This window comes from Vibrio sp. 10N.261.51.A4 (assembly GCF_041471945.1).
GTDB lineage: Bacteria > Pseudomonadota > Gammaproteobacteria > Enterobacterales > Vibrionaceae > Vibrio > Vibrio crassostreae_C.
The window spans coordinates 52,818-71,728 of record NZ_JBFRPJ010000001.1; the positions used below are offsets into that span (position 1 = coordinate 52,818).

Sequence of the window (18,911 nt, forward strand, 5' to 3'; positions counted from 1 at the left end):
CTTTGGTTTGTTTTATTGAGCTTTCCAAGGGTTGCGATAATCAACATTGAGTTTGTCGAGTAATGGCAGATGCCCCTTTAGGCGAGATAGGTAATCTAGCCAGTTTCGGTTGTTTTTATGTGTCCAACATCCTTCAGCTAAAGCGCTAATTCTTGGGAATACCATGTAATCCATACGCTTTTGGTTGGTGACGATCTCACACCATAGAGCACACTGAATTCCGCGGATCCGCTTACGAATTGGGTCGGTGTCGGATATCTCAGCAAGTGCTTCGTAGGTATAAGCTTGTTCTAATGGGATAACGGCAGCCCAATCTACGCCCGGTTCTTCCGGTGCATAATCTTGGGTCATGTCGAGATAGGTAAACTGTGCAGGTTGCAACACCACATCAAAGCCTTGGCGAGCGCAATTGACAGCCGCTTCTTCACTGAGCCATGAGTAGATGATGGTCTCTTTACTCACTTTGTCGCCGTGCTGTGCTTCTTCCCAGCCGACCATGCGTTTGCCGAGTTGCTTAAGCTTGTTTTCGGCATAGCGGAATAGGTGACCTTGTAGGTCTTTGCTGTCTTGGTACTGGTGTTCTTTCATCAACGCTTGAGCAGCAGGGCTGTTGCTCCACACTCCCGGTGGCACTTCGTCTGCACCCATGTGAATTAATTCGCTCGGGAACAGCTCTGCGACTTCTTCAATAACTGCATCTAGAAATTGGTAAGTGCCTGGTAAACCTGGGTTTAGGACGTTGTCGTTGTAGTGCTGAATGCTTTTGTATTGAGTAGTGTCAGCTTGCTCTACCAACATGTCAGGCAGTGATTTGATTGCGGCACGGCAGTGTCCCGGAATATCGATCTCTGGGATCACCGTGATGCTGCGTTGCTCTGCATATTCAATGACTTCACGAATTTGTTGTTGCGTGTAGAAGCCGCCGTAGTTTTCCGCAATGTGGGTATATTGCGGCTCTAGTGCATGATCAGGGCCACGCCAAGCGCCAATTTCTGTTAGCTGTGGCAGGCTCTTTATCTCAATTCTCCAACCTTCATCGTCAGTTAGGTGCCAATGAAATACGTTGAACTTGTAGTGCGCCAGTTGATTGATTAAACGCTTCACTTGCTCTACTGAGTGGAAGTGACGAGCGCAGTCCAACATCATGCCGCGGTACTTAAAGCGCGGTTGGTCGGCTATCTTGCAACATGGTAGAGAGAAGTTCTCTGCGTCCAGTTGTTGAACTAGTTGAATCAAGCTTGCCACAGCGTGTGTAAATCCCGACTGGCTGCCTGATTCAGCAATAATCTGTTGTGCAGTGATGGTCAGTTTGTATTCGGCTTCATCTAACGTCGGGTTGCTGCGAAATAGAATGTTGCCGCTTTCGTCTTTTGAAAGTTCAGCTGAAAGCGCGGTCGAAAGAGACAGCTCAAAGGTCGAGAGCAACTCTTGCTGGAACCAAGAGACTGCCTTATCAGCAAGATGAGATTGAACCTCAATTCTGCAGTCGTTATTTAGCGCGAAGTTACTTAGCGCGAAACTACCTTGCTGAAATTCGATCTGATTAGGCTGAGGAATCAATGCAATCTCAGCAGCGTTAACTTCAGGTATTTGATTGCGTTCACGGTATGGCGAAGCCAGTACTATGGGTGATATCGCGACAGGCAGTACCGATGTTTCTCCATCATTATGTGACTGGATAAAGGCATCGTTAAGGCCATCAGAATAGAAGCGGAATGGTGCGCTTTGAATACTGAATTCAAGGTAGTAATGGTTGTTGGCCTTTAACACTGACGAACTTGGTGTGAATGAGCAAAAGCTGCCAACTTGAGTCAGCTCTCCTTGCGATAAACTCTCTGGAAGGATGAAACGATCAAATGCAAAGTGCAGAGACCAATCTTTTACGTCGAGGTCACTTAAGTTATGTACCGTAAGGCCAAATCGGCAGTTATTTTTTTGTTCAGAAAGAACAGCTAAGTCGATGCGATAATTCATATAACTTCCCTGCTAAGCCTGTTGATACAAGTTGTGTTGTGGTTTTCCGGCAAACATCAATGCGCCTTCAATAGCGTCGAATTGAGGTTTAACGATCCATTGTTGTACTGGTGGTGATAGCCAGTTGAGAATACGCTCAGCGATACTTCCCATTAAGCACACCTTGTCAGCGCCTTTTCGATGCAGTGCTAAGACAAACATTTCGATATCAGCCGCGGTTTGCTTGAGCATATCGATAGCCAGTTCGTCACCTTCGTTAGCGAGTTGAAAAATAACTGGTGAGAATTGACCGTAATCCTTTGGAATAGCACCTTTTGACCATTCGACAATGGCATCCACATCATTATTAAAGTGATTCATCACATGTAGAGTCAGCGGGGTTTTGTTGCGAATACCGTCTTCTGCAAGCAAGACTTGTTGAATCAAACGTAAGCCCATGACTGCGCCGCCGCCTTGATCTGAAATCGGAAATTCACGACCGCCAACCACATATTGCTCACCGTCTTTTAGGAAGATACCGCAAGAACCCGTACCACCGATCATGATTGCGCCGTCTTGGCCATTGTGAGCACCAATGCAAGCGCCATAAGCGTCGGTATTTAGTGTCATGCTTGCGAAAGGGTGTGGTTGAGCCATGAAGTCGAACCATGCTGATTTTTGCTCAGCGCCAGCCAGCGCTAGGCCAACATGCATATTTGAAAAATGGTCTGAGTTGAGTTGCCCTTGTTGTGCCGCTTTTGTGATGGCATCAATAATTGAGCTCATCGCAACATCAACACCCAAAAGGATGTTGCCACTGCCACTTTTCGCTTCACCAATCAGTTTACCTTGAGCGTCACGAATACGAGCACGACAAGAAGTACCACCACCATCAATACCGACGTAGTAAAGAGTCATTATTATTGCTCCTTACGCTGAGCTAAGAAGTTGAACTGTGCAGCGGTTGCTAATAAGAACCACGCACCATGAGGGATCCATTGCTCACCCCAGCGCCAGTTTTGAAGCATGTCATCTTTTTGTGCTGGTGGATTGAACGCAATGTCTTGTTCATCTTCAAAACCAGCTGTGATGCCATTACAGATACCGCCTTTCGCATTGAAGAACCCAAGCTGAGGTAGGTAGTCTGGGTTGTTATGGCCATGACCATCGAGCATGCACATGTGGTATGGGTTGAGGCCCAAGATCCAATCAAGGCTATTTTGTGAAAGCTGGATTAAGCGCTCTTGAAGTTCGCTATCTTTAATGTGCGGTTGAACTAGGTAAGCCATGGTTGCGAGTGAGCCAAGGCGTGCGTTCTCGCCTTGCCACCAGTAACCGGTTTCGTTCTGTTGAGCGACGAAGAAGGCATCACGTTTATCACCATCGACAGATTTAACGTATTGTCTTGGATAGCCAAATGGGTTGGTGACTTTGTCGGTGATGTTGATTTCGAACTGACAAGCTTGTTCAACAACTGTGCGCGCCTGTTCTTTTAATTCAGCATCGGTTTCATTGTCGATGTATTCACATAGTGCAATCACAGGAAGACCGGCTTCAGCTGCGTGAAAGTATGGACGAGAGCCATCAGAGTTTGCCGACCAGAAGTGCTCAAATGAATCATCGGATTGCTGACGAGAGATTAAACGAGCCGCCCAAGTTCTTGCTTCTGATAGGTATTGCTGGTCTTGTGTTACGCGATACAGCTCATTGGCTGCGAGTAGGGCGCAATACTCATCGATGATGTTCTCTTCACCATCGTTTAGATACTGGAGGTTGTACTCTTTTAGATGCCAGTAACCCTTAACCGCCATTTCAAGGTATGTGTGGCTCGAGTAGCTGCCAGAGATTTCAAGCTCAGAAGCTGCGGCTAATGCTGCGATAGCAACACCTGCACCTTGTCGGTAGCCCGCTTGTAAGTCCGTTGATTTATGACCTTCTTGAGTCGCATAAGCGCAGATATCGCGTTGGTTGATATCTTTGCTCCATTTGTCGAATACCGTCATATAGAAGTATCCGTCAGCGTCTTGCATACGCACTAAGAAGTCGGCACCGAACAGAGCCTCTTCCGTTAGACGAGTCATGGAGAATTTCGGGAAGTCTGGGTTATGGCTAGTCAAGCGTACGCTTTTTAGCATGTTCCAAACGACCATCGGAATTTGTTGTGGGTTTAGGTAGTTACCATAAGACAGGTGGCTAAAATATTTACTGACATCACCTGATGCGTCATACCATCCACCGTGGACATCGACGTATCGGTCGGTACCTAGAATTTGTGCTTGTCGATCTTTTTTGTCGAAAATACCGCCACAGCGTTGTGACTTAAAGTAATGAAGCACATCAGAAAACGTGTGGTTCATTAATAGGTTGCTACCAATCTCAAATACTTCTGAACGCAGGTTGTCAAAACGTAGGTAGTAGCGACCAGATTCAGTGACTGAACTGAAATCAATAGTGAAGAATTGCCCTTGATGCCAATTTGCTACGCGGCCTTGTTTAACCACATCAAAATTTCCGACAGTCATATGGTTGTCAGCACAGACGAGTAGAGCCGTAGTGCTTGATAGGCGAGCTTTCTTAGTTTGTAGGATAGCTTGCTTCGGGCCTGTGGACTCATAGCCAATATGGTTGGTCAATAACAGCATCAATATTCTCCGACAGTCCTAGTTTCTATTGGCTAGGTACTTGAATGTTTTGGATATAAATAGTTAGGGTCCGAAGACCCTAACTTGGGTTTTATTGCTTAGCTTTCGTGTAGGTAACAGCGCACAAAGTGGTTATCAGCGAGCTGCGTAACCCCTGGTAGCTGCTCTTTGCACTTATCCATTGCGTGAGTACATCTGCCTGCAAATGGGCAGCCTGCTGATACTGGTGTCCACAGAGGAATCTCACCTTTGTTGCCTGCAAGTTGCTCGTGGATCGACTTCTTAGGATCTGGAACGGCCGAAACAAGCAATTGGGTGTATGGGTGCTGAGGGTTAGCAATCACGTCATCGGTATCGCCCCATTCCACCATGTGTCCCACGTACATCACCGAAAGGTCTTCAGCGATGTAACGAGCGGTTGCGATATCGTGAGTGATGTAAAGCAGAGACATTTGCTTCTCGAACTTCATCTCTTCCATCAGGTTCAAAACACCGGCACGAATCGATACATCAAGCATTGAAGTTGGCTCATCGGCTAGTACAACTTCGGCACCTACCGCGATGTTGCGGGCTAGGTTGACACGTTGACGTTGGCCGCCAGACAGTTGGTGAGGGTACTTCTTCGCCGTCTCTTTTGGTGGGATCAGGCCCACTTGCTCTAAAAGATCGTAAACACGTTCTTCTAGCTCTTTCTTGTTGCCCGGAGATACTTTCTTGTGGATCAACAGTGGTCGAGCAATGTGGTGGAAGATATTGTGCGTTGGGTTCAATGAACCAAACGGGTCTTGCCATACCATCTGCACGCCTTCACGGTAGTGCATAAGATCTTTTCTGCTTGAGATCTCTTGGATATCACGACCTTTGTATTCGATCGTGCCGCCTGAAGGTGCGTACATTTTTGCGATCATTTTTGCGGTTGTTGATTTGCCTGAACCAGACTCACCAACCACTGCTAGGCCACGGCTTTTGTACATCTTGAATGACACGTCGTTAATCGCACGCATCATTGGGGTTTGAATGGTGGTACTGCTTATTGGGAAGTCTTTTACGACATTCTTGCCTTCTACCAATAATTGACCGAAATCTTTGCTCATAATTGTCTCCAGAATCCTTATTCGCTTTGCTTGTTTTTAGGCGGTCGAGCCGCCTTGTTCGTTATTCACGCAAGCTATAGCTTCCTTTGTACTATTGGGTCACCGTACAGGTGGCAGTTAGACAAATGTCCCGGGTCGATAGAACGCAGCTTGGTTGGCACCTTGGTACACTTTTCATGTACACGGTCACAACGAGCTTGGAAACGACACCCTTCAGGGATCTCTAACAGGTTCAGAGGGTTACCCGGAATACCTGCTAACTTTGTCTTTGGCCCTGTCAGTGGAGGGAAAGAACTTCCCAGCCCTTTGGTGTAAGGGTGGTAAGGGTTTTCTAGAATATCTTGAGAGTTAGCCACTTCGATTAGCTCACCTGAGTACATGATGCCGATGCGGTCAGAGAACTCGACCATCAATGACAAGTCATGGGTGATGAACAGAATTGAGAAGCCAAATTCTTCTTTTAGTGCATAGATCTTTTGTAGGATTTCGCGTTGCACAACCACATCAAGTGCGGTTGTCGGCTCATCCATAATGATCAGCTTTGGATTCAGTGCTAACGCGATAGCAATAACCAAGCGCTGACGCATGCCGCCAGAGAATTGGTGAGGATAGTCACTCAATCGGCTCGGGTGAATATCGACGATTTCAAGTAGACCTTCAGCACGCTGCTTAGCTTGCTCGCGAGTCATGTTGGTGTGACGCATGATTACGTCACAGAACTGCTCTTCCATCGGTAGTACTGGGTTGAGTGCGTTCATCGCGCTCTGGAATACCATCGACATCTCACTCCAACGGAACGACTGCATACGGTCATCACTGTATTCAAGGATGTTCTCACCGTTGAAGATAACCTCACCACCACTGATGTAAGCGGGCGGCTTATGAAGACGCATAAGAGAGAAAGCGACCGTTGATTTACCACAGCCAGATTCACCAGCTAGGCCGAAGACTTCACCTGGAGCGATGTTGAAACTTACGTTGTTACACGCACGAACATCGCCAGACTCTGTGATGTAATCCACGCATAAGTTGCGGATAGAAATTAGTGGTTCAGACATGATTATTTATCTCCGCTCCAAAGTGCATTTTGTGGTGGTAGTTCTGGTTCACGTTCTTCTTTGTCTTGAGCTGCTAGTTTCTTCCAACGCTTCATGCCTTTGTGAGAACGCAGTTGCGGGTTAGCAATTTCATCGACCGCGAAGTTAAGTAGAGCAAGACCAGTTACAAGTAGTGTCAATGCGATACAAGGAGCCAACAGTTCCCACCAAGCGCCAATCAGCATTGATGAAGAGGTTTGAACGTTGTAAAGCATGATGCCCCAGCTGATTGTGTTCGGGTCACCAAGACCTAGGAACGAGATGGTTGCTTCCATCATGATTGCGTACATCACCGAACCGATGAAGCTTGCGCCAACGATAGAGATAAGGTTTGGCAGAATCTCTACGAAGATGATGCGGAATGAAGATTCACCCAAAACTTCAGCGGCTTTTACAAACTCTTTTTCACGCAGTGCTAAGGTTTGGGAGCGAACAACACGGGCACCCCAAGCCCAAGACATAAAGCCGATAACCAAGGTTATGGTGAGTGGCCCTGCCTCACCGATAAAGGCTGCTACCACGAACAGTAATGGGTATTGAGGGATTACCAGCATGATGTTCATTGCGGCTGTTAGAACGTCATCGACACGGCCACCGAAGTAACCTGCAGAAACACCAATAACAGTTGCGAGTAAACATACGGTTAGACCCGCACCAAAACCTACAGCAAGAGATACGCGTGCGCCGTATACCACTTGAGACCAAACGTCACGACCCATACGAGTTGTACCTAGTACGTGGTCTGCCTTTTTAGACATGATCAATGTACGACGGTCGTCTGCTAGATTTTGAGCAACCCAGCCATCAGGGTTAGTTTGTGCAGACTTCACCACGAAACCAGGATATTCGTGTGGGTTACCTGTACGCTTGTCTGGTACATGTTTGGTGATTAATGGAGCTGCAATCGCGCCAAGAATAAAAATACTTAGGATGATGACGCCTGTTAGGGCCATCGGGTTACGCCAAATGAGTTTTAGAAAGTCTTTCATGATTATTTACCACCCTTACGAAGACGAGGGTCAAGAACAACGTAAAGCATGTCTGCAACTAGGTTAAAGAACAGCATGAATAGCGTCATGATAAGCAGCTGACCTTGCAGTACTTGGTAGTCACGAGCGTTAATTGCGTTGAAAAGTACGCTGCCAAGACCCGGGTAGTTAAAGATAATTTCGATAATTAACTGACCACCGATTGCCATACCTAGCGACATTGAAAGGGCTGTCACACTAGGTAGCATCGCGTTACGAGCTGCGTAGTTGAATACCACTCGGTTTTCGCTCAGGCCTTTGCCTTTCGCCATGGTGATGTAGTCTTCGGCTAGTAGGTTGATCATGTTGTTACGCATGTTTACTAGGAAGCCACCAATTTGAACAACAGAAGCACAGAACAGTGGTAAGAAGGCGTGGTAAGCGACATCTTTAATGAATGCCCAGCTTGTCCAATCAGGTATAGTACCAGCGGTGTAGGCATACCCTGTTGGGAACCACTTCAAGCCAATTGCAAAGGTAAATAGTGCAATCATCGCGATAACAACTTGAGGAACGGCTTGTAGAATCAGCATCCCTGGCGTTACGAAGGCATCGTACTTACTGCCGCGTTTCCACGCTGCGAAAATACCTAGGATTGAACCAATCGAGAAAGAAAGAATAACTGCGGTGCCGGCTAAGAAAAGCGACCAACCGAATGCTCCACCCAACAGTGTGTTTACAGAAAGTGGGTAGAATTGAATTGATGTACCAAGTTCCCAGCTAAGAATGTTCTTCATGTACGCCACGTATTGAACTAAGTAGCCACCATCAACGAAGCCTAATAGTTCTTTCATTGCAGCAATACGCTCTGGAGTAACTTGTACAGAAGCGTTCGCAAACATCATGGTAACTGGGTCACCAGGCATTGCTCTTGGAATAATAAAGTTTAACGTCGCAGCAACTAATAGCGCGACAAAATAAAATGACAAACGTCTTAAAAAATAACCCATAACTCACACCTTACTCACCCAGATTGTTTCCCTGTTTCTGGATTCAGGTCGCTCCTAGCGAAATTTGGAACGAAAAATCCCCTGACGACTAGCGCCATACTTTCAATTGAGAGTGTGGGGATTTTTATAAGCGGCGTAAGAGGTTACGCCGCAAGGATTGAACGATTACTTATTTAACTGGTTTTAGGTCCAGTACATGAAGTAGACGCTCTGGAATACCAGCCCAAATGTTTGGACGGCCTTTTGGATTTTCTTCGTTCCACCAACCAGTGAAGCGAGTTGTGTTGTATTGGTACATGTAAGCACCAGACATCACAGGGATTGTCACTTGGTCTGCAGCGATGATTTGCTGGATACCGTGTGCAATATCTAGCTGTTCGTTCTTATCAGCTGTTTTGTAGAAGCTGTTTAGAAGACCATCTAGCTTGTCGTTTTTGTAGAAGTGCATTGCGAAACGAGGCATACCATCACCAGATTGTAGTGATGAGTTGTAAGCACTGTTCCAGTACGTGTATGGATCCGCACCGTGGAAGTAGTTTGTGTATGCTACGTCGTATGTACCTTCAAGCATTGCTTGGTTGTAAACAGAGAAATCAGGTGTACGAGCTTTCGCTTTAATACCGATTTCGTTCAGTTGTTCTACCGCTAGTTGAACTGTGTTGTTGAAGTCAGTCCAGCCGTTTGGCGATTGAATCATTAGTTCGAAAGATTTGCCTGATGGAGTGTCAACAAAACCATCTTTGTTCACATCTTTGAAGCCAGCGTCAGCAAGAAGCTTCTTCGCGCCTTCAGCGTTGTAAGTGTTGAAGCCTTTGTACTTGTCGTGAGTTTTTTCATCAGACCAAGCTTCAAACGCGTAGCCAAGACCCGATGCGAAATCGTTCACAGTACCGCCACCGTAGAATGCGATGTCGATGATAGTTTGACGGTCAAGAGCCATAGAGAAAGCACGACGGAAGTCAACGTTGCTCAATGCTTCATGCTTCGCAGCATCAGGGTGCTTGAAGTTAACGATGAATGCCTGTGTACCTGCTGGCGGGTACCAGTAGTGGTGTTTAGGGCTAGCTGCTGCGTATGTACGATCTATATCTGGAACGAAAGAAGACGTCCAGTCCATTTCACTGTTTACAACTTTACCTAGGAATTGGTCGTTGTTCGCAATTTGTGGAACACGTAGACAGTCAACATCTAGGTTGTCTGCATCCCAGTAGTTCGGGTTTGCACACTGGATGTATAGCTGCGCTGTAAACGTATCGATTTCTGTAAATGGACCAGAACCTACCGGGTTCTCATTGGTAAACGTTGATGGATCTTTAACGTCTTTCCAGATGTGCTTAGGTACTACAGGTACTTTAGCAATCTCGTAAGGTACGTTTGAGTTTGCTTCTGTTAGTGTGAACTTAACTTGGTTGTCGTTCAGTTTCTCTACAGAAGTTACCCAAGAGTTGATACCAGATTGGTCAAGCTCTGGCTTCTCTTTTACAAGGTTGAAAGAAAAAACAACATCATCAGCAGAGAAAGTTTCTCCGTCAGACCATTTAACACCCTTACGAATGTCGAAAACAACGCTCATCAGATCATCTGACATCTTGAAGTTTTCAGCTAGACGGAACACTGGAGTGTTACCGTGCATTTCGTTAAATACTACTAGCGGCTCATACATGAAGTCAGTTGTAGTATGTAGGTTAGTAGCACCAAGGTACGGGTTAAAGTTACGTACGAATGTAGTGTACTCTTTCGGGTGAACGGTCAGTTCACTGCGTTCTGCAGCGGTTGCTACTGATGCAAAACCTGTTGTAGCAGTTGCAATAATTGCTGTTGCTATTGCTGTTTTTTTTATATTGGCAAGCATAGCTGTTCCTTACTATTTGCTTTCATTTCACTAATGGATTGAATGTTATCTGTCGCTAAATTGTTTAGTAGATACACACTCTGGTTAAAGGCCTACCTCTTCTTCGTTGCTCCAGATTCATCGTTGATTCTGAGAAGTGGTAAGAGTGGCCTGTAGGCCTTTGGCAGGAGTAAGAAAACACCTTATCGATGAATTAATCAAACTCGTTTCCCGTCAAAAACGTTAAAAACACACAACCCCACGTCATTAACGTCAAAATAGGTTGCTTTGGTGGTTTTTTGTACGCAATTGTTAAAGTGATGTGACTCGCATTTGGTTTTGAGGTTCTTGCAGGTTGTAAGTGGCTACTAACTTTAAAGGCTTTTTATTATAATGCCTTACCCTACGTTGGTATAATTGTAGATCTCGGTCACTTGCCAGTTTTACGTTAAATTTCCCTAGAAAATTAAATCTGCCGTTCTGTTGTGACTCGCTTCTCAAACTGCAACAAAGAGTCAGATAACGGTCAGATATGATTGAGAATAGAACGAAAAGTACTGACGGTTACCAGCACGCACTGTGAGTAATTAGCGTGAATTTCCCCTTGTTTAAAGGCGTAAAAAAAGTGCGTTGCAAGCGTTGGGATTCTACTTTTTGTGATTATTAGGCGTACAAAAAAGCCCACGCTAGGTGGGCTCCATTATTCAAAGTATCGTGATGTTGGTTCAGGGTTTAACTGGTCAGTAGTTTCTGCAGTTTATCTCTTAGCATCTCAATGTGGGTTCTTTCTGGTGTCTGTTCTTTACAATGTTCCAGTATGAATTCGATTGAGCTCAGTACCGTTCGCCAGCGAGGCGTTTTCGGTAGGGTTTCTACGCGTAGGTATTTGTCTAGCGTTCGAGTTTGCAGCGTACTGCGGTCTAAGTAGACGCGCCACAAGCCACTCTTCTCGGCGAAAGCAAACTTGGTTTCACCAGTCACCGATTCCCAGTAGATGATGGCATTCGTCATCGCATCGACCAGTACCTCACGCATTAACTCTTGCTTGTTTTTACCTTCACCGGTTGCCTTGTCAGCAAGACGAGTAAATTCTCCGCCAAGCTCTTTCAGCTGCTGTAACTTATCTTTGTCGCCTTCAAAGGCATAACTAGAGAGAGCCTCAACCGCCGTTTCAAGGTTATTGATTCGGTTTGAGTTAACACCACCACCTACATTAAAGATATACATGGTGTCGAGCCCTGAGCCTTCAGGCAGCTTAAGGATGTCACTTGGTATGCGCTGACGTGTGTCATCTATATAGATATCAATGTCACCGCAGTAGTGGGCTTGTTCCACCTTAAGGTATTTAGGCGCAATGATTTCGTCGGCCATTGAGCGTTTAAGTTGTTCTTGTCCGCGTCTGAATAGCTTCGCCGCCGCTTCGTTAGCAAAGCGAATACGTTGGTCATCACGAATACAGATAATGGCTTCAGGTGCCGATTCTAGTTGCTCTAATAAGCGGCCTTGAGTTTCTAACAAGTTAGCTTCAACCATCGCTCTATGTTTGAGCTCGAGTTGCAGTTGGTCGTTTTCAAGGCGTCTCTGTTCAGCTTTACTTGCTGATAGATGCGCTGTAATTCGAGCCGCCAGTTCTTGTTTGTTGAACGGTTTAGACAAGTAGTCATTGGCACCCGCTTCGAAACCTCGAACACGGTCCTCTGCTTGGTTGAGTGCCGTTAGCATGATGATTGGCAACTGAGCATGGTCATATTGTTTACGCAGTGCTTCACAAACCTGATAGCCGCTCATTCCTGGCATCATTATGTCGAGCAGAAGCAGCTCTGGCTTCTCTTTCTCAATCAGTTCAATGGTTTCAGGGCCATCACATGCAGTACGTACTCGATAACCTTCTAACTTCAAGAAGCTGTCTAATACTCGCAGGTTAACCGGCTCATCATCGGCGATAACCAATAACGGGCCATCTGGGTTTTCACTGATAACACTGTTTTCTTGTTGGCTGTTATCAATTAAATCAGGCGCTTGGAAGTGAGAGTAGTGACCTGATTCGTTGTAACTGTCTAACTCATCTTGAGTAGCTAGGGGCAGGGTAAAGCTAAACGTAGTGCCGAGCATTGGTTGGCTACTAACGTACAGTGAACCGCCCATTAGCTCGATCAACTGACGACTGATCGATAATCCAAGCCCTGCACCTTGGCGGTAGTTACTCGCATCTTGGCCTGCTTGAATCAATGGCTCAAAGATGTGCTCAAGGTACTCGGCCGGTATACCTTGGCCAGTATCGACAACTTGTACACGAATGTTGTCATCGATAACGCTGGCAGAGATAACAATTTTACCTTCTGAGGTGTACTTGATGGCATTGCCGACCAAGTTATACATCACTTGCTCAAGTCGTTGAGGATCCGATGAAACCAGACCTAAATCACTTGGGACTTGGTTAATAATACGGATTGGCTTATTGCCCAATAGGTGATGAGACAACTCTAGGACCAAGCTGGTGGCTGCCGACAAATCAACGGCTGATTTCTTAATATCTAAGCTACCATAGCGCATCTTGTGATAATCAAGCAGATCATCAACCAAGGTCGCCAATCTCTGACCGCTATTGATGATGATATCCAACTGATATTTCTGATTAGCAGGAATAGGGCCGTTAGCTCCAGATATCAACGCTTCAGCGATACCCACCATGCCATGCAGTGGTGTTCTCAATTCATGTGAAGTAGTCGCTAAGAACTCATCTTTGAGTTTATTTGCCAGTTGTAACTCTTCGTTTTGCTTTTGAATGGTCTTAAGGTTGTCCTCAAGCTCATCGTTTTGGCTTTTGATGAGCTGCATTTTTTCACGAATAGATCGCTGCATTCTTTCGAAGCTCACCGCGAGTCGGCCTATCTCATCTTTGCGCTCGGTATTGATCATGGTTTCATCGAGATCACCCGCCGATACTTTTTCGGCAGCCCACGTCAGTTTAAGCAGTGGGGATGTGATGAAGTTAGACAGATAGTGCGATGCAACGACGACCAGAATGATCGCCGTTAGCATCACGATCACGAAGATCTTTTCTAACTGATGAATACGGGCAAACGCCTCTTTCTCTGGCAGCTCTACGACAAGAGCCCATGTTGCGTATTTCAGCTCAATTGGCGTATATGCCGCGATGATCGCTTGATCTAGGGTGTTGTCGAAGGTGCCAACCGCTGTTTCGCCAGCCAATGCTTTATCGACAACATCTAGGCTCAAGTTGATAGATTCTTGTGAATGAGCAAGGCTACGCGGCAGGTGATCATCACCTACAAGCAGCGTTTGAATATTCGAACTCTTGTTGAGATCCGCAATCAACTTAGTAATGCCGTTGATTGGTAGCCTAAACATCGCGTAACTGTGTAGGTAGCCTTGTTGAACGATAGGTGCGCCTAGCCATGCGGTCTGTTTGCCATTCTCGTCTTTAAAGTCAGAAACGATAACCGGCGTGTAATCTTCGTTAGATTTGCGTCGGTCGGTTACGTCTTTGGCTAGTCGTTGAAAGGTAATACCTAGGTTGGAGTCCTTGTATTTTCCTGTCAGCAGATTGGTGCCGTAATCGTCATTTTTAAAGACGGAATAAGCGACGTTACCGTTGATATCAACTAAGAGAATATCGTCAAAATCAGAGCGTTTAAGCAGTTCTAGGTAAGCATTATGGTAGCGCTTGTGGAGCAGGCGATAACGCTCGCTGCCAATAAAGCTGCTGGATTCAGGGAGGATCGACGTTTTGATTTGATCGCCAGAGCCTTGAATATAGCGCTGCTGTGCATTACTGCGTGCCTCGTCAATATCTAACCCCAATCGTTGAAATGCATTGATCAAACCATAAAATCGCCCGCCACTGGCATTGGCCAATTCTGAGCGAACAAAGCCCATCACTTGGGATTCTTGAGCTTGTAGGTAATCGACAATTTGCTGCTGCTTAGTATCACGAACCGAAACAAGGTGTGAGGTGCTTTGTTCCTGGAGATCCTGACTGTGCGATTGGAGGAAAAATATCGCGATAAGTGTCACAGGGGTAATACTGAGGACAAGAAATGCCAGCATTAGGGTATTTTGAAGGCGCTTAAACTTCTGCTTACGATAGAATCTAAACATAAATTGGGTACTACTTTCCTTTGATGTACTGCTAAAAGGGGCGAAAACAAGTACAGAGAATAGAATTAACGGGTTCCAATTTAACGAAATTAACGAGTTTTTTTACTTTGACAAGTAAGTGGTATTTAAAGCGTGTGCAAAAGCTCATTTTTATAGAGTTTTGACAAAAATATGAACAGACAGCGCAGATAATGACCCTGCGCTGTGCTAGAGAGGTTATTTGTTTGCGTGATAGATCGCGAATTTAGTGGTCTTATTTAGAGTCGCGCATTTTCCAAACGCTTGTTCAATAATTGGAATGTATTTTAAGAAACTATTCGCAACAATAATCATCTCACCAGAACGCTTCAAATGCTTAGGAGCCTGATAAAGTAAGGTCTCAGTCGCGCTGTAGCTAGTGTCTAAACCTGAATGGAATGGTGGGTTACTGATGATGAACTGATAGTCTTCTGCAGTATCAGAATAGACATCGGATGCGAAGACTTTACCCGTTAAACCATTCGCTTCTAGCGTTGCTTGGCTTGATGCCACGGCAAATGCACTGATGTCGCACATTTCTAGCTCGATATCTGGGTTACGAGATGCCATCACCGCGCCCAATACGCCTGCACCACAGCCAAAATCCAGTACCTTGCCTTTTAGTTTTGGCAGAGTATCCAAAAGAAGTTGGCTACCGACATCGAATTGACCGTGACTGAAGACGCCAGGAAGGCTTTTTACCGTAAGTGATTGCTCACCAATGTTAACCGTGTAGGTCTTAAACCAGTCTTGCAGGTTGAACGCTTGTGGTTGCTCGAAGCATTGACCCCAGTAGAAAGAGCAACGACGCGCTGAATCGTATTTAACAACTTTGCCGTAAGGAGCAAACATCTTCTCGATGCTTTTCACGCCTGAACGGTTTTCACCAACCACGACGATCTCGGTATCTTTGCCTAGCTTGGCAAATAGCATCGCCAACAAAAATTCCGCTTCCGCTTTGGCTTTTGGCCAGTACAACATCACTAAGTCGGCTTTGGTCTCTTCGGTAAACTCCGCACCATAAAAACGTTGGATGGTGTTGTAGCCTTCTAATTGACGGTAGTAGCTGTAATTAGAAGTAAACACAGAGACAGATTCACAATGCTTCGCTAACTCAACAGGGAACAAGTCTTCTGCCTCACCGGCAACTAAAACATGTTTGCCTTCAAAGTAGGCGAGTTGGCGTTGAGCAATCTGGCTTGGTGCAATATAAGCTGACATAGGACACTCTGTTGAATCGTTAGCAAAAAATGAGGGCGGATTTTCGCATAATCCGCCCAAAGCTTGAAGTGTTTAATACGGGTTCGCCAATCAAGTTGACGTCAAGTTCGTTAACTCTTGTCTTGCTGGTTTAAAAAGTCCTTAAACTCTTCATCGTAGATGTTGAATAGGACAATGGTAATCGCAAAAATCAATGGTCCGTAGATAAGACCAATTAGGCCAAACAGTTGAATACCACCCAATAGTGAGAAGAAGATCATCAGGGTATTCATGCCTGCACTGCCTTGCATTAGCAGCGGACGCAGAAGGTTATCAATTGAACCAACAATCGCTACACAGTAAACCGTTAGGAAAATCGCCCACGTGGTATCACCAGTTAGGAACAAGTAGGTTGCTGCTGGAATCCAGATTAATGCGGTACCCACAACTGGGATGAAAGAGGCAAAGCCCATCATAGTACCCCAGAATAGACCTGGGAAACCGGCAATCCACATACCTAAACCGCCGGCAAAACCTTGCGCGATTGCGGTTAAGAATGAGCCCATTACTGCTGATTTAGATACTTGTTCTATCTCTGTTAGAAGTTTGTCTTCTTGGCTACGAGACAGCGGCAGAATATGACGAACCACACTGATGATTTTGTCGTGATCTCTTAATAAGAAGAACAAAACGAACAGCATCAAGAAGAAATCCATCAAGAAATTGGTCGCGTCACCTAAGATTTTGGCACTGATACCAACTAGCTTAGAACCAAAGCTTGTCGCAAACTCACCGACTTTTTGTGCGATGGCTTGGGGCTCAATATTGTCGAAAGGCAGGTAGTTATTCACAAATGACAGCGCTTTGACCACTAACGGATGAGCAAACAGAGTCTGAATGCCGCCGTGTGTTACCCATTGGTAGGTGTTCTGAGAGAACAGAGAACCTTGCTGAACAATTGCTGCGAATACTGCCAATAAAGGGATAACAATAATGAAGGTCAGTATGATACAAGACAGCAGAGAGACGATGTTTTCTTTATTCGGGAGCTTTTTTTCAAGCCACTCATGGATTGGGAACATCAATAGTGAAATGATAAAGGCCATCACGATAGAGTTAACGTATGGCTCGATAAGCAAGTAACAAGCATAAGCCGCCGCGAGTAGGGCAATGATGATCACCCAGTGGCTGGAATTGATTTTGAGTTTTTCTGACACGGTAATGGTCTCTATATTTGCGTTCTGAGTTTATAATGGCTGCAAAACAGAGAGTTAGCAATGAGGAGTTTTGATAATGGGATGCTGTAATAAAGATAAGAAATGCCAAGACGAAGAACAGCAAACAAAAAAAGAGATCCCTTGGTTCAGAATGTTCCTCGGTACCTTGATGTTGTTGGTTTTTCTTTTCTGGGAACGTTAATCGCTTTTGGTTCAGCTTTAGCCTTAGTCGACGGCTAAATAAGCTGTCATATTTTTTGGCTGGTGAGCGCGATATATAAAAAGGGCTGCATTTAATGCAGCCCTAAATTCAATCGGTTAGCGACTTATAAAGTGCTTTCGATTATTTGCTTTCAGCAGCAATGATCGCAAGAGAGCGGTCGGCAGCTTCTAGTGTTGCATCAAGTTCTTTTGAACCATGAGCAAGAGAAGTAAAGCTTGCTTCGAATGCTGAAGGTGCAAGGTAAACACCGTGATCTAACATTAGGTGGAAGAAGCGCTTGAAGCGTTCTACATCACACTTAGTTACATCTTCGTAGCACGTCACAGTTTCTTGATCTGTGAAGAAGAAACCAAACATACCGCCAACTTGATGAACTAGCATCGGGATGCCGTGCTTGTCAGCAAGTTGCTTGAAGCCTTTTGCCAACTGCTTAGTTTTTGAAGCTAGACGCTTTTCGTTGCCTTCTTCTCGTAGAAGGTTCAAACATGCGTAGCCAGCAGCCATTGCAACAGGGTTACCTGAAAGCGTACCCGCTTGGTAAACAGGGCCAGTTGGTGCGATGTATTGCATCACGTCTTTACGACCACCGAAAGCACCGACAGGCATGCCGCCGCCAATCACTTTACCAAGACACGTTAGGTCTGGCTTGATGTTGTAGTAAGCCTGAGCACAACCTTCAGCAACGCGGAAACCTGTCATTACTTCATCAAAGATTAGCAATGCACCTTCTTGATCACAGATTTCACGTAGACCTTCGTGGAAGCCTTCTACAGGAGGGATACAGTTCATGTTACCCGCTACCGGCTCAACGATGATACAAGCGATCTCGCCTTTGTTTGCTGCGAAGATTTCACGTACTGAATCTAGATTGTTGAAGGTTGCTGTTAGCGTTAGTTTCGCAAAATCAGCCGGTACGCCTGGAGAGCTTGGTTGACCTAAAGTCAGTGCGCCAGAACCAGCTTTTACAAGTAGGCTGTCTGCGTGGCCGTGGTAGCAGCCTTCAAACTTAAGAATTTTGTCACGACCAGTGAAGCCACGAGCTAGACGAATCGCGCTCATTGTTGCTTCTGTACCTGAGCTCACCATACGTAGCTGTTCCATTGATGGAACCATCTCAGATACCAGTTCAGCCATTTTGATTTCAGTTTCGGTTGGAGCACCGAAGCTAAGACCGCGTTGAGCTGCTGCAATAACTGCGTCACGAATAACCGCGTGGTTGTGACCAAGGATCATTGGACCCCAAGAGCCAACGTAATCGATATACGCTTTACCATCAGCATCAAAAATAAGTGGGCCATCAGCGCGTTCAACGAAGATTGGAGAACCACCTACGCCATTGAATGCACGAACTGGAGAGTTTACGCCACCAGGAATGGTTTGCTGTGCTTTTTCGTACAGCTCTGCTGATTTGGTCATTGATATATCCTCTTTTGACTGTCGGACCAATTGGCACGCATTGTACCTATCCCTAATCCAACTAGGAATGCTTTCGCCCAGATAATCACCCGAATCTGGTTGTTTTGTGTGGTTACACGT

Annotated in this window: 12 protein-coding genes; all 12 read right to left on the minus strand. The window is 45.6% G+C overall.

What is annotated here, in order from left to right; all coding sequences use genetic code 11:
* Window positions 1-12: 12 nt before the first annotated feature.
* On the minus strand, window positions 13-1,974 hold the full coding sequence (locus AB4384_RS00210; protein WP_102319896.1) for a beta-N-acetylhexosaminidase: 1,962 nt from the start codon (window positions 1,972-1,974) through the stop codon (window positions 13-15).
* A gap of 12 nt (window positions 1,975-1,986) precedes the next feature.
* Window positions 1,987-2,871 carry an N-acetylglucosamine kinase gene (locus AB4384_RS00215; protein WP_017066804.1) on the minus strand — a complete coding sequence of 295 codons (885 nt, stop codon included), beginning with the start codon at window positions 2,869-2,871 and terminating at the stop codon, window positions 1,987-1,989.
* Between the two features lie 2 nt (window positions 2,872-2,873).
* Entirely contained in the window at window positions 2,874-4,595 is a 1,722-nt protein-coding gene (locus AB4384_RS00220; protein WP_372128668.1) for a glycoside hydrolase family 9 protein, read from the minus strand.
* Window positions 4,596-4,693: 98 nt separating this feature from the next.
* Entirely contained in the window at window positions 4,694-5,689 is a 996-nt protein-coding gene (locus AB4384_RS00225; protein ID WP_017059411.1) for an ABC transporter ATP-binding protein, read from the minus strand.
* A 74-nt stretch (window positions 5,690-5,763) separates the two neighbouring features.
* A complete protein-coding gene (locus AB4384_RS00230; RefSeq protein WP_372128671.1) occupies window positions 5,764-6,747 on the minus strand; it encodes an ABC transporter ATP-binding protein in 984 nt (327 codons plus the stop codon).
* Between the two features lie 2 nt (window positions 6,748-6,749).
* Window positions 6,750-7,775 (minus strand): ABC transporter permease, encoded by a 1,026-nt coding sequence (locus AB4384_RS00235; RefSeq protein ID WP_017056648.1) that lies wholly within the window; start codon window positions 7,773-7,775, stop codon window positions 6,750-6,752.
* 2 nt (window positions 7,776-7,777) lie between these two features.
* Window positions 7,778-8,764: an ABC transporter permease gene (locus AB4384_RS00240; RefSeq protein WP_017059409.1), complete on the minus strand. Its 987-nt coding sequence runs from the start codon at window positions 8,762-8,764 to the stop codon at window positions 7,778-7,780.
* Between the two features lie 169 nt (window positions 8,765-8,933).
* Window positions 8,934-10,616, minus strand: a complete 1,683-nt coding sequence (locus AB4384_RS00245; RefSeq protein WP_017056650.1) for an ABC transporter substrate-binding protein — start codon at window positions 10,614-10,616, stop codon at window positions 8,934-8,936.
* A gap of 711 nt (window positions 10,617-11,327) precedes the next feature.
* Window positions 11,328-14,717, minus strand: coding sequence for a response regulator (locus AB4384_RS00250; protein ID WP_017063266.1), 3,390 nt, complete (start codon window positions 14,715-14,717; stop codon window positions 11,328-11,330).
* Window positions 14,718-14,933: 216 nt separating this feature from the next.
* Window positions 14,934-15,956, minus strand: a complete 1,023-nt coding sequence (gene rsmC / locus AB4384_RS00255; RefSeq protein WP_372128673.1) for a 16S rRNA (guanine(1207)-N(2))-methyltransferase RsmC — start codon at window positions 15,954-15,956, stop codon at window positions 14,934-14,936.
* A 110-nt stretch (window positions 15,957-16,066) separates the two neighbouring features.
* The gene (locus AB4384_RS00260) at window positions 16,067-17,152 is read right to left on the minus strand and encodes an AI-2E family transporter (protein WP_017059406.1); all 1,086 of its coding nucleotides are present in this window, start codon (window positions 17,150-17,152) and stop codon (window positions 16,067-16,069) included.
* Between the two features lie 343 nt (window positions 17,153-17,495).
* Window positions 17,496-18,791, minus strand: coding sequence for a glutamate-1-semialdehyde 2,1-aminomutase (gene hemL / locus AB4384_RS00265; RefSeq protein WP_010436060.1), 1,296 nt, complete (start codon window positions 18,789-18,791; stop codon window positions 17,496-17,498).
* Window positions 18,792-18,911 lie beyond the last annotated feature (120 nt).

Coding starts and splice junctions, on each gene's coding strand:
- AB4384_RS00210 (WP_102319896.1), bottom strand. CDS start 1,974: ATGAATTATCGCATCGACTTAGCTGTTCTTTCTGAACAAAAAAATAAC.
- AB4384_RS00215 (WP_017066804.1), bottom strand. CDS start 2,871: ATGACTCTTTACTACGTCGGTATTGATGGTGGTGGTACTTCTTGTCGT.
- AB4384_RS00220 (WP_372128668.1), bottom strand. CDS start 4,595: ATGCTGTTATTGACCAACCATATTGGCTATGAGTCCACAGGCCCGAAG.
- AB4384_RS00225 (WP_017059411.1), bottom strand. CDS start 5,689: ATGAGCAAAGATTTCGGTCAATTATTGGTAGAAGGCAAGAATGTCGTA.
- AB4384_RS00230 (WP_372128671.1), bottom strand. CDS start 6,747: ATGTCTGAACCACTAATTTCTATCCGCAACTTATGCGTGGATTACATC.
- AB4384_RS00235 (WP_017056648.1), bottom strand. CDS start 7,775: ATGAAAGACTTTCTAAAACTCATTTGGCGTAACCCGATGGCCCTAACA.
- AB4384_RS00240 (WP_017059409.1), bottom strand. CDS start 8,764: ATGGGTTATTTTTTAAGACGTTTGTCATTTTATTTTGTCGCGCTATTA.
- AB4384_RS00245 (WP_017056650.1), bottom strand. CDS start 10,616: ATGCTTGCCAATATAAAAAAAACAGCAATAGCAACAGCAATTATTGCA.
- AB4384_RS00250 (WP_017063266.1), bottom strand. CDS start 14,717: ATGTTTAGATTCTATCGTAAGCAGAAGTTTAAGCGCCTTCAAAATACC.
- rsmC (WP_372128673.1), bottom strand. CDS start 15,956: ATGTCAGCTTATATTGCACCAAGCCAGATTGCTCAACGCCAACTCGCC.
- hemL (WP_010436060.1), bottom strand. CDS start 18,791: ATGACCAAATCAGCAGAGCTGTACGAAAAAGCACAGCAAACCATTCCT.